Genomic DNA, 12,094 nt, shown 5'->3' with positions numbered 1-12,094 from the left:
TGTTACCGTAAAAAAGGAAACTAGCGAATAGCGAGTAACTTCGCTGGCATTATTGCGCGATAGCAAAGATACTTTATCAGAAAGGATGTTGGTATGAATAGAAGAACTTTTATTGCGGGCGGCTTAGGGGGACTGGCACTGCTGGCTGGCGGTATATATTTTACCAAAGGCTCCTGGTATCGTCAGACGGTCAATAGTGTGCGCAATTTGACCGGGGATTTGGATGCCCAATTTTTGCGGCAGTTGATTACAGCAGATGCTGCCCACAGCCGGACGATTATGTGGCAGGCGGAGGATGTTTTGACCAATCCGGCCATCGAATACCGCGTTAAGGGACAGACCGAAGCGCAGATGGTTGCTGCCCAGGAGGATTTTTTTACCGATGATGGAGTGAAGAACAATCAGTATCTGGCGAAACTGCAGGAACTTCAGGCCGATACGGATTATGAGTATCGTGTGGTAACGGAGGCGGCTGCCAGCGATTGGCATACGTTGCATACCTCAGGGCAGAGGGATTTTGAGTGTTTGATATTCCCCGATTCCCAGTCCAGCGATTACAGCGATTGGAAGGCCGTAGCGCAAAATGCCGCTGAGCGTAATCCGCAGGCAGCATTCTTTATCAATATGGGAGATATTGTGGACAATGGCGAAGACCATACCCAATGGCAGGCCTGGTTCCATGGCGTAAATGGCATAATTGACCGCATTCCCTTTGTACCTATGATGGGCAATCATGAAACTTATGACCAGAAATGGAAGGTGCGGCTGCCAGAGGCCTATCTCCATTACTTTGTAGTGCCGGAAAATAACAGCCGGGATTTTTCCCGCTACTATTATTCCTTTGACTATGGTGAGGTGCATTTCATGGTGCTTAACAGTCAGTGGGATGAAACGGAGGACTTCAAGCCGGGACTGATGGCAGAACAGCTGAACTGGCTGCGGGAAGATGCCAGTAGAAGCCGCAAAAAGTGGAAAATCGTGCTGGTGCATAAGGATGTCTTGCAATACCGTATCCACAAACGCCCGGAACGGCAGGAAGGAATTTCTGAGGTCGGTAAGAAATTTATGCCCTTGTTTGATGAACTGGGCATTGATATTGTCTTTTCTGCACATCTGCATACATATCGCAACCGGGGACACATTAAAAACTTTAAGCGGGACAGTCAGGGGCCTCTCTATATCCTGACGGGCGTGGCCGGCAATGTCCGCTATCCCGGGTTATGGATTGACCATAAGCTCGATGAGGTCGTGGCTCCCCAGCCGGAAACAGACAATTATCTCACCATGCAGGTGACGGATAAAGAGATAACAGTCAAATGTTTCCTGCCGAACGGACAGGAGATCGACCGTGCGACGGTGCGCAAGAGTGCTGCTTCTTAAAGCCAGTACTCATCGTCAATAAATCTGCATGCAATAAATTCTCCTATAAAAAATTCCCTTGCAATGTCTTAGGACAGGCAAGGGATTTTTTTGGTGTTAGGCGTTAAATTTTTCTTGCAGTGCGGCAAGGAATGCTTGGGAGGCCTTGGAGAATACCTGATTTTTCTTCCAGACGATAGATGGTTCGGTGAAAATAGCAGGTTCTAACGGGCGGGTGCAGAGACTGGTGCCGGTGGTGTTGATGAGTTGGTCAAAGGAGATGGCATAGCCCATGCCCTCTTTGACCATCAGGGTAGCATTATAGAGCAGGGTGTAGGAGCCGGCGATATGGAGTTCTTCCAATGGTTTTTGCAACCAGTTGAGCAGTTCATCGCCATGCGTGCTGAGGGAGAGTGCCTGCCGCGAAAAGAGCAGGGGGCGGTGCCAGAGGTCACTAGCTTTGATGTTATCCTGTTTTGCTAGTTCATCATCTTTGCGCAGGAACAACACCCATTGGTCACGGACTGGCAGGGGCAGTTCCTGATATTTTGCCGGGTCGAGCCGGCCATAGACAAAAGCAAAGTCAATAAGGCCCCGGTCCAGGCGCGTCATAGTGGTTCGCCCATCACCGGTTACAATATGAAAGCGGATGCGGGGATGCTGCTTTTGCAGTTGGTGGGCGGCCTCCATAATCAGGCCAAAGTGCACAGATTCCCCTGCGCCAATGCGGATATCGCCGCTGATATCTTCGTTGCTGCTTAATAGTTCGCCCTCGGTCTTTTCCACCAGCGACAGGATTTCTTCGGCGCGGCGGCGTAAAAGCGCCCCGTCATCGGTCAGGAGAATGCGGCGCGGTTCACGAATCAGCAGTTGTTTGCCGAATTCTTCTTCCAAATCCTTTAACTGCCGGGATAGGGTCGGCTGGGAGAGGTGCAGTTTTTCTGCCGCCCGTGAAAAACTTTCCTCACGGGCAACGGTTAGAAAGTAGTTGAGAACACGCAATTCCATCACAATCAGCTCCTTGTTTTTCTTTTATTATAGAGTGTAAATCTATTACTGTAAAGCATAGATAGGCATTTCCTATAAGTATTGGTATTTACATGAAGATAAATCTATAATGGAAGAAAAGGAAGGTGTGGAAATGGAACAGAATGGAAATAAACGCGTAATGCTGCTTATCCTGGCCATGGGGGTGTTTGGTATTCTCAATACCGAAATGGGCTTTATCGGGATTTTGCCCTATATCGCGGAATACTATCAGGTCAGTGTGGTGCAGGCCGGCTGGCTTATTAGCTTGTTTGCTTTGGGGGTAGCGGTGGCAGGGCCGACTATGCCGCTTTTTATGTCTCGCTTTAATCGCAAATGGGTGATGGCCTTTATTTTGGGCCTGTTTACCGTTTGCAGTACGATTGCCGTCTTTGCCGAAAATTTCTATGTGCTTTTGGCGGTGCGGGTGCTGCCGGCGTTTTTCCATCCGGTCTATTGCGCGATGGCCTTTACCGTGGCGGCAGGATTAGCGCGGACCGGCGAGGAACCGAAGATGGTGGCGAAAATCAATATGGGCGTGGCCGCCGGTATGGTGGCTGGCGTGCCCATCAGCAACTTTTTGGCCGAGCAGTTCAGCCTTTCTGCATCTATGGCGTTCTTTGCCTTAGCTACTTTGCTGGTTATGCTGGCGACATTATGGTTTATTCCCTCAATGCCGGTAAAGGCACGACTGAGCTACGGCAGTCAGCTCGCTGTACTCAAAAAGCCGATGGTCTGGGCATCTATCGTGGCGGTGATTTTCCTCAATGGTTCGATTTTCGGCGTATTTAATTATTTGGCAGAGTATCTGGGTGTTGTTTCCGGCGTAGCACCAGCCTTAGTCAGTATCTTGCTGTTTGTGTATGGTCTTTGTAATATTGGGGGCAGTATGCTGGCGGGAAATCTGCTGACCGTGCGTCCATTGACTGTGGTCAAAATCTTTCCGCTGGCGGTCGCCGTAATCTATATTGCCCTGTTGGGCGGCGGCAGCGTTTGGCCGTTGATGGGGCTTATTGTGGTCATTTGGGGCATCTTGGGCGGTATCAATGCCAATATCAATCAGTACTGGATGGCAAGTGCCGCTCCGGAAGCGCCGGACTTTGCTAATAGCCTGTTCTTGACGGCGGCCAATATGGGCTGTGTACTCGGAACTACGGTCAGCGGTCATTTTATTGATGTTTGGGGCACGCAATATGTCGTGCTGGGTGGTCTGTTGTTCTGTCTGTTGGCGGCGCTGATGTTTTGGGTACAATGTTATCGCATGCAGGTGCATACGCCCTTGATGATTCAATCTGAACATTAAAGATGTTGATTTTTATGCTTGGTAAGCATAGCAATATATTTTTTATAAGTATTGGTAATTACAAAATAGAATCGCTATAATGAAATCAAGCAAGAGGATAAACGGTGTAAGTGAAGTGAGGAGAATAGGAATGTTGAAGAAAATAATCAAAAACAAAAAGATGGTTTTGGCCGCTCTGGTGGCAGGCGTGATGTCTTTTGGTCTTATGGGAAATGGTGCACAGGCAGCAGATAAAGGAGGGGCAGGCATGAAGTCGGCAGAGGTTAAAAGCGACAGAATGATTAAAGCCGAAAAATTGCAGCTTACGCAGGAGTGGGACAAGGTGTTCCCAAAGAGTGACAAGGTGGACCATCGCAAGGTTACTTTTGTCAACCGTTATGGCATCACCTTGGCAGCCGATATGTATGTGCCGAAAAATGCGCAGGGAAAACTCCCGGCCATTGCGGTAAGCGGCCCCTTTGGTGCCGTCAAGGAGCAGTCCTCCGGCCTCTATGCGCAGGAAATGGCTGAACGCGGTTTCTTGACTATTGCCTTTGACCCGTCCTTTACCGGGGAAAGCGGTGGTCAGCCTCGCTATGTCGCTTCGCCGGATATCAATACGGAAGATTTTTCTGCAGCCGTTGATTTTCTTTCCGTGCAGGATAATGTAGACGCGAATCGCATCGGCATTATTGGCATTTGCGGCTGGGGCGGCATGGCGCTCAATGCAGCGGCCAGCGATACGCGTATCAAAGCCACGGTGGCTTCCACGATGTACGATATGACCAGAGTTATGGCCAACGGCTATTTTGATTACGAAAAAGACAAGGAAACATTGAAAAAAGAGCGCTATGCCAACCGCGAAGCCATAAATGCTCAGCGCACGGTGGACTATAAAGCCGGTTATTACAAGAACTCCGGCGGTGTGGTTGACCCGCTGCCGGCTGATGCGCCGCAGTTCGTGAAGGATTATTATGCTTACTATAAGACGGAGCGCGGCTATCATTCCCGTTCACTGAATTCTAACGGCGGCTGGAATCAGACTTCGGCCCTTTCATTTATGAATATGCCGATTCTGTCCTATGCCGATGAAATCAAGAATGCCGTTATGGTTTTGCATGGTGAGAAAGCCCATTCCCGTTACTTTGGCGAAGATGCCTTCAAAAAGCTCAAGGGCGGTAACAAGGAACTGGTGATTGTTCCCGGTGCGTCTCATGTTGACCTCTACGATAACAAAGCCAAGATTCCTTTTGCGAGAATTGAGGCATTCTTTCAGCAGAACTTAAAATAAAATGCTTGAGTTGGAGTCTGCTTCAAGTGATAAGGTAAAGTCACGATAACATGACATAGAGATGTAAGTGAAGTAAAGGAGAATAGAAATGTTGAAGAAAATTGGCAAAAACAAGAAGATGGTTTTGGCAGCGCTGGTGGCAGGCGTGATGTCCTTTGGCATTATGGGGAGTGATGTGACGATGGCAGCGACGCCGGCTAAAACTTTAGCAACAGCTTCGCAGATGCAGCGTTCATCCATCAGCGAGCTTAACAATGACACCCGCGTATTCAAGATTGACAAGTCAATTGAAGCCAAGAATGTGAAGTTTGAAAACCGCTTTGGTTTTGAAGTGGCTGGTCATCTGTATCTGCCGAAAAATTTTGATGCCAGCAAGCAGTACAAGGCGGTAGTGATTACCGGGCCTTTTGGTGCGGTGAAGGAGCAGTCCTCCGGTCTGTATGCGCAGGAGTTTGCCAAGCATGGTTATGTGGCCGTAGCCTTTGATCCCTCCACCACCGGTGAGAGCAGTGGCAGCCGCCGCAATATGGGCTCGCCGGAAATCTTTACGGAAGACTACCATGCCGCTGTGGATTTCGTTTCCAATCTGAAATTCGTGAACCCGGATCAGATCGGTGCCATGGGCATCTGTGGCTTGTCCGGCATGGCCATCACTGCAGCTGGCAGCGACAGCCGCATCAAGGCCGTAGCAACCTCAGCTATGTATGATATGAGTGAAAGTATCAGCGACCATTATAATGGCGCTTACTACACGTCGGAACAGCGGGAGAACGTGAAACAGCATCTGGCTAAGATGCGTAATGAAGAGGCCAGAACGGGCAAGGCCATCCGTGGTGCACATGAATTGGGCGTAGATTCCAAGGGCAATGTGGAAACCTTTGATACCATGTTCCCGGATAAACTGCCTGCTGATGCTAATCCCGTTATTCAGGATTTCTTTGGCTACTATGTAGGCCGTGCCTTCCATCCGCGGGCCATCAACTCCAACAAGCTGGCCTGGGATTCGGTGACGCCGTATGGCTTCTTCGATTTCAAACTCATGAGCAATCTTGATGAACTGGGCAATACCCCGGTCATGCTGATAACCGGCGACAAGGCACATTCCAAGTATTTCTCCGATAATGTCTATGCCGCCATCAAAGGGGCGAAAGAAGAAATCGTTGTTCCTGGTGCTACCCATGTAGACCTCTATGACCAGATGGACAAGATTCCCTTTGATAAACTGTTTGCCTTCTTTGATAAAAATCTGAAGTAATACTAAGATGCAGCCCTGCGAATGGTAAGACCTTTGCAGGGCTGCATCTTAGTACTTGACTTGGAGTACACTTCAAGTGTTAGAGTAAAGGAAGAACATGTGTATGGAGGAGAGAATGATGAGCAAGAACGTAATTGTCATATCCACAAGTCTCAGAAAGAACAGCAATTCCGAGGCTTTGGCCACGGCTTTTGCCGCAGGGGCCAGGGAGGCCGGACATGTGGTGGAGCAGATTACCCTGCGGGATAAGACTATAAATTTCTGCAAAGGTTGTTTGGCCTGTCAAAAGACCATGCAGTGTGTGATAAAAGACGATGCCAATGCAATCACGGCTAAAATCGGTCAGGCGGATGTGGTCGTTCTGGCAACGCCGGTCTATTATTATGGTATGTGTGGCCAGTTAAAGACCTTGCTGGACCGGGCAAATCCGTTGTTCCCCTCGGATTATCGTTTCCGTGAAGTTTATCTGCTGGCTACGGCGGCAGAGGATGAAGCAGATACCGTAGCCGGAACCCGCGTCGGCGTGCAGGGCTGGGTAGACTGCTTTGACAAGGCAGAACTAAAAGAGACGCTTTTCTGTGGCGGTGTGACGGACACAGGCGATATTGCCGGCAATGCCGCACTGGAAAAAGCCCGACAGGCTGGCAAGAATATTTGAAGTCTGCAAAATAATGTCTTGCAGCTGTATTTGCATAAGGAGAGAGGGCAATGCCAAATCGGAAAATCATAAGTGTAGTTATGTTGTCGATGCTGCTGCTGCTATCCGGCTGTACAGGTGCGCAGGAGACTACTGCGGATACCGACAGTAAGGTGCAGGAGGCTGTCCTACAAGAACATAAATCTGTGGACGAACAAAAGAAGGAGCAGGCGATGAAACTCATCATTGATGATAAAGTTGTTCCCGTTACCTGGGAACAGAATGCTTCCACGGCGGCGTTGCAGAATCTTTTGCCGTTGACCATAAAAATGTCACCTTACGGTGGTTTTGAACAGGTGGGCGATATCGGTCAAAATATTACCAGTGAGGATAAGCAAATAACTACTCAATACGGTGATATTGTCCTCTATGCGGGGAATAAGCTGGTTATCTTTTATGGTTCCAATTCCTGGGCTTATACGCGGCTGGGGCATATTGACATGTCAAAACAGGAATTGACTGCTTTATTAAACCGTGATGGCGTAACGGTGCAGCTCGTGGCCCAGTGAAAAAGAATAGGATTTTTAGCAGAAAGGTACGGAAAATGGAAGAATATAGAGAACAAGCATTTGATGAAGAACGGGCACTGTATGGTAAGAACGGGGTGAAACTCCTTAATTGCCGCTTTGATGGCCCCGCAGACGGGGAAAGTGCGCTGAAAGAAAGCCGCGATATTAAGGCGGAGGATTGTTTTTTCAATCTGCGTTATCCCTTCTGGCATGATGAGTCTGTGCAGATAAAGAATTCCGCACTTACGGAGCTTTGCCGCGCGGCGTTATGGTATTCAACGGATATTCACATTGCCGATACGAAGCTGCATGGCATTAAGGCACTGCGGGAATGCGCCGATGTGACCATAGAAAACTCGGATGTGATTTCGCCGGAATTTGGCTGGTCGGTCAAAAATATCCGTATGAAGAATACCAACGTGCAAAGCGAATACTTTATGCTGCGCAGTGAACAACTGCATTTTGACCATGTCACATTGCAGGGGAAATATTCGTTTCAGTATATTGAGGACGCAGAATTTACCGACTGTGAGCTGAACACCAAAGACGCCTTTTGGCATGCCAAAAATGTGACGGTCCGCAACAGCGTGATTCGCGGCGAGTATCTGGCCTGGTATTCGGAAAATCTGACTTTAGAGAACTGCACCATCATTGGCACGCAGCCCTTCTGCTACTGCAAGGGGCTGAAACTTAAGAATTGCCGCATGGTGGATACGGATTTGGCCTTTGAAAAATCCGAGGTCGATGCAGAAGTTACGACCGTGGTGGATAGCATCAAGAATCCGAAATCCGGCACAATCAAGGTGGCAGGTGTTAAGGACATCATTATGGATGATTCGGAAGCTAAAGGCCGTATTGTTATTACTGAGGAAAGTCACTGTGCCTGAAAACAGGCAAATAAGATTGACAAAGCTGTTTTTTTGCTCTATGCTAGGAAGCAGAATATAAATTGACACCTGTTGTCACCGGGTAATGGGAGAAGCGTCATTTTCTTATCGTTAGGTCTTGGCAGATAAGAAGGTGGCGCTGTTTTTGTAGGAGGAAAATTATGTTTCGGAAGATGCGAAGATTCAAGCAGCAACTGGCAGAGGAAGAATGCAGGGAGGTGCTGAGAGAAACGAAAAGGGGCGTGCTGTCCATGCTGGGCGACGACGGCTATCCCTATGGCATCCCCATGAATCATTGGTACTGCGAGGAGGACGGTATCCTTTATTTCCATAGTGCCAAGGAAGGACACCGGATGGATGCCATACGGGCTTATGACAAGGTGAGCTATTGTGCGCATGATGAAGGCTGGCAAAAGCCCGGTGAATGGGCGCTCAATATCCGTAGTGTAGTTGTCTTTGGACGGATGCAGCTGGTGACGGATGAGGAAAAAATTTGCCAAATCTGTAGCTCGCTGGTGCGCAAATTTACTGATGACGAAGCGTACTTGGAACAGGAATTGAAACACGCCTTGCCCCGCGTACAATGTCTGGCGTTACTTCCCAAGCATATGACTGGGAAATTGGTCAATGAATCGTAGGTGAAATGAAAATCCCTCATCCCGCATGAAACATTGCAGGATGGGGGATTTCTTGCTAGAGGCAAGTCATTAATACATTACAGACTGACCGTCCTTTGGCATATCATAATTGGTCACATTACGTTCGGCCAGCCTGCCTTTGAGTGTATGGCGGGTGAGCGAGGCATGGGCCACATTGTCCAGATGTGTCAGATACAGTCTGGCGTTAGGTGTAGTTTTAGCAACGCAGTGGACATCTTCAGCATCCATGATGAGGCGTCCATTTTCCACTGTCTCGGCGGCACAGCAGTTGAGTGCCACGATTTCCGGCTGCCAGCGTTTCAATGTGTCGGCTACCGCGGGATACCATACCGTATCCCCAGCCAGATAAAAGGTTTTTTCAGCGGCGCTTTCAAACATCACGCCCATGGCATCACCACAGGGATTTACCGTGCCATGGAGGGCGGGTACCTTGGTCAGCTTTGCCGGGCCAAACAGCATGCCGGTTTCGGACAGTACGGTCACATCGCGGAAACCGGATTTTTGGAAGACAGCAGCATCTGCTTCATTTTGGCAGATTACAGGCACATTCTTGTCTAAATGTGCGCCCACAGTACCATCCATGGACATATCAATGTGGTCGGGATGGATATGCGTTACCAGATAATAATCGACGCCAGCGAGGATTTCTTCCATCGGCATGGGCAGGTCATAGAAGGGCATGGGCAAATGCTCCTTCATTTCATCCGGCACATGATAAGGTCTGCCGGGAACATCGATGAAGGAAAACTGATGCTTGGGCATCAGCCACGGGTCAATCAGGAACGTTTTGCCGGCATATTCAAGGCGGTTGGTGGCATTGCGGATTTGCGTCAGTTTCATGGTCATGTCTCCTTTTTGTAGCTTCTAAATTGCGTTAGCTAGGTTATGCTTCTAGTATAATGCCCATACCGAGGTACAACAAGCAAAGAGATTCTCTTTTGACGCAACTAAAAGGTTGCTATAAAATAAAGAGGAGGGGGGATTGGATGAATCAGAAGCAAATGGAATATTTTCTCGAAGTATATCGGCAGGGCAATATACAAAGTGCCGCCGATAAGCTCTATGTGTCGCGGCAGGGCGTCAGCAAGATGCTCAAGTCTTTGGAGGAGGAACTGGGGCAACTGCTCTTTATCCGCAATCCGCATGGTCTTGTTCCAACTGACTATGCTAATGCACTTTTACCGCATGTGCAGCGGTTGCTGGCAGAATACCGGAGCATAGCAAGCATGAGCACATTGGCCTCCCAATCCAAAAGCGTGGTGACGATTTACGCACTGGACCATATTATGGCTTACTTGGGGGCAGAATTTCTTTGGGATTTTCACCAGGCATGCCCGGATATTATTCTCAGCACCGTGGATACGACAGATGATGCAGCCTTGAAGGGCGTATTGGAAAAGCAATGCAACTTTGCCATCGTCACAGGAGAAGCTGACCAAAATCGTTTTGCAGCGGAATCCCTGTTCTTTTCCCGGTACTGCGCGCGGCTGCATCGCCAGCATCCGCTGGCCGGTAAAGAACACATTGCCTATGCAGATTTGGAAGGTGTGCGCATCGTCAGCAAGGGGCGGGCTTATCAATGCTTTCGGCATAATATCGATAAGTATATCCTGCTGCCGGGTTTGCAGGTAGACCTGGTCGCTGAAACGGCTGACGAAATGCTTATCACCGACCTGATTCTCCGATATCAGGCGATAAATCTGGGCTACGACTACGCTGCTGTACTGAATCCCCATCCGGATATCGTGGTAAAACCATTAGGTACGGGCGATGACCTGGGGCAGAATGTATATCTTGTCTGGGACAAGACCACAGTCCTGACCAAGGCAAGCCAAAAATTTCGTGATTTTCTGCTCGCTTGGCTGCCTAAAAATGGTAAAGACAAAGTTATCTGGTCACTTTGATATATTCTGCGATAATTTATGGTGTACTGTTCATATGTTCAGGAGCGTCGGCAAATTTACGCCGGACGAAGTCGATAAGACAGCGTTCGTCCGCGTAGATTTGCCGGCCTTTTTTGGTGACGATAAATCCTTTTTGGGCAAGTCCTTCAATGGGAATGGCCATAAGATTGCTATCCTGCAAAATGCCATTGCCGGTCAGAATCGACAGGGCGATGCCCTGCTGGACGATATTCCAAACGCTCGAAAGGTTGGGGGAATAATGGAGAATCTGTGGCTGGAGCTTTTGCCGGTCAAATTCAGCCAGCACGCGTTTGGTCAGGATAAATTTACGACTGAGCAGCACCAGAGGATAGGCGGCCGCTTCGGCTAAAGTGACGCTTGGCTTATCGGCCAGCGGATGGCTGCGTGGGACACAGAGGCAGATGGGCCAGGACGATAATTTGCGCAAGGTGAGATTGGGCCGTCCTTCGGCATCGTGGACAAAGGCCAGGTCGACTTCTTCCCGCTCCACCATATCCAGTGCTGCGCCGCCGGCAGGTTCTGTGATTTCCAATTGGATTTCCGGGTGTAGTTGGAAAAATTCGCCCAAAAGCAGCGGCAGGATAATGGTGGCAATTTGCGAAGGCACGGCCAGCTGCAGGTGGTTATGTCGTTTGGCAATCTCTTTGACACTGGCTTCAAAGCGTTTGACTTGCTTCAGCATCTTTTCCACTTCATGAAACAAGGCCTGTCCGTCAGCGGTGAGCTGAATATTGCGCCCTACATGACGGAACAGGTTCAGGCCGGTTTCCGTTTCGAGGTTCTTCATGGACAGGCTCAGGGTGGATTGGGACATATGCAGGCTGGCGGCTGCTTTGGTAACATTTTCGTGACGGCAAACCTCGGCGAAGTATTGCATTTGCTGGATATTCATGGCAGTACCTCCTTTCTGATAGTTCCATCATAGTGAAATCAATCGGTTTTTTCAATAGATAAATCGATTATAAGTGTTTTTTATTTTGGTTTGCATACGCTATGATTAAGACAGAAAAAAACAGTGTGAAGCGGGAGGTAATGACGATGAAAAAGACAATGAAAATTCTGGCGGAAAAGATGATGGCAAGAACGCATAAGACAGTAAAAAATTATCAGCTGGAATTGCAAAAAAAGCAGGACATGACTCCGGCGCGGTGGAATATGCTCTATGGGAAATATCTGCTAGATATGGATGAAGCTATTTGACGAA

At 48.8% G+C, this 12,094-nt stretch carries 13 protein-coding genes; 10 read left to right on the top strand and 3 right to left on the bottom strand.

The window, feature by feature from the left end; all coding sequences use genetic code 11:
* Positions 1-93 precede the first annotated feature (93 nt).
* Positions 94-1,380, top strand: a complete 1,287-nt coding sequence (locus tag P157_RS0109725; protein WP_037368293.1) for a purple acid phosphatase family protein — start codon at positions 94-96, stop codon at positions 1,378-1,380.
* Between the two features lie 96 nt (positions 1,381-1,476).
* Here P157_RS0109725 and P157_RS0109720 read toward each other — a convergent pair whose 3' ends face one another.
* Complete coding sequence (locus tag P157_RS0109720; protein WP_026760824.1) at positions 1,477-2,367, bottom strand: LysR family transcriptional regulator; 891 nt, start codon at positions 2,365-2,367, stop codon at positions 1,477-1,479.
* Between the two features lie 133 nt (positions 2,368-2,500).
* Between P157_RS0109720 and P157_RS0109715 the strand changes: the two genes are divergently transcribed.
* The 7 genes from P157_RS0109715 to P157_RS0109685 all read left to right on the top strand — a co-directional run bounded on the left by P157_RS0109715 (position 2,501) and on the right by P157_RS0109685 (position 8,944).
* Positions 2,501-3,688 (top strand): MFS transporter, encoded by a 1,188-nt coding sequence (locus P157_RS0109715; RefSeq protein WP_026760823.1) that lies wholly within the window; start codon positions 2,501-2,503, stop codon positions 3,686-3,688.
* Positions 3,689-3,818: 130 nt separating this feature from the next.
* Positions 3,819-4,958 (top strand): alpha/beta hydrolase, encoded by a 1,140-nt coding sequence (locus tag P157_RS0109710; protein WP_026760822.1) that lies wholly within the window; start codon positions 3,819-3,821, stop codon positions 4,956-4,958.
* A gap of 88 nt (positions 4,959-5,046) precedes the next feature.
* Positions 5,047-6,213 (top strand): alpha/beta hydrolase, encoded by a 1,167-nt coding sequence (locus P157_RS0109705; RefSeq protein WP_196243114.1) that lies wholly within the window; start codon positions 5,047-5,049, stop codon positions 6,211-6,213.
* A 103-nt stretch (positions 6,214-6,316) separates the two neighbouring features.
* On the top strand, positions 6,317-6,871 hold the full coding sequence (locus tag P157_RS0109700) for a flavodoxin family protein (protein ID WP_230578473.1): 555 nt from the start codon (positions 6,317-6,319) through the stop codon (positions 6,869-6,871).
* Positions 6,872-6,921: 50 nt separating this feature from the next.
* Entirely contained in the window at positions 6,922-7,419 is a 498-nt protein-coding gene (locus P157_RS0109695) for a cyclophilin-like fold protein (RefSeq protein WP_051598583.1), read from the top strand.
* 35 nt (positions 7,420-7,454) lie between these two features.
* A complete protein-coding gene (locus P157_RS0109690; RefSeq protein ID WP_026760818.1) occupies positions 7,455-8,306 on the top strand; it encodes a DUF3737 family protein in 852 nt (283 codons plus the stop codon).
* Between the two features lie 161 nt (positions 8,307-8,467).
* Positions 8,468-8,944 carry a pyridoxamine 5'-phosphate oxidase family protein gene (locus tag P157_RS0109685; protein WP_026760817.1) on the top strand — a complete coding sequence of 159 codons (477 nt, stop codon included), beginning with the start codon at positions 8,468-8,470 and terminating at the stop codon, positions 8,942-8,944.
* A gap of 69 nt (positions 8,945-9,013) precedes the next feature.
* Here P157_RS0109685 and P157_RS0109680 read toward each other — a convergent pair whose 3' ends face one another.
* Positions 9,014-9,805 (bottom strand): MBL fold metallo-hydrolase, encoded by a 792-nt coding sequence (locus tag P157_RS0109680; protein WP_026760816.1) that lies wholly within the window; start codon positions 9,803-9,805, stop codon positions 9,014-9,016.
* 146 nt (positions 9,806-9,951) lie between these two features.
* Between P157_RS0109680 and P157_RS0109675 the strand changes: the two genes are divergently transcribed.
* Positions 9,952-10,869: a LysR family transcriptional regulator gene (locus tag P157_RS0109675; protein WP_026760815.1), complete on the top strand. Its 918-nt coding sequence runs from the start codon at positions 9,952-9,954 to the stop codon at positions 10,867-10,869.
* Between the two features lie 16 nt (positions 10,870-10,885).
* Here P157_RS0109675 and P157_RS14370 read toward each other — a convergent pair whose 3' ends face one another.
* Positions 10,886-11,782 (bottom strand): LysR family transcriptional regulator, encoded by an 897-nt coding sequence (locus tag P157_RS14370; protein WP_051598582.1) that lies wholly within the window; start codon positions 11,780-11,782, stop codon positions 10,886-10,888.
* 146 nt (positions 11,783-11,928) lie between these two features.
* On the opposite strand from P157_RS14370, the gene P157_RS15300 reads away from it, so the two are divergent.
* Positions 11,929-12,090 carry a hypothetical protein gene (locus tag P157_RS15300; RefSeq protein ID WP_230578472.1) on the top strand — a complete coding sequence of 54 codons (162 nt, stop codon included), beginning with the start codon at positions 11,929-11,931 and terminating at the stop codon, positions 12,088-12,090.
* Positions 12,091-12,094 lie beyond the last annotated feature (4 nt).

The organism is Selenomonas ruminantium AC2024, assembly GCF_000687995.1.
In the GTDB taxonomy this organism is placed as follows: Bacteria; Bacillota; Negativicutes; order Selenomonadales; family Selenomonadaceae; genus Selenomonas_A; species Selenomonas_A ruminantium_B.
Note: the sequence above shows the minus strand (reverse complement) of the source record. Positions and strands in the feature narration are given on the sequence as shown.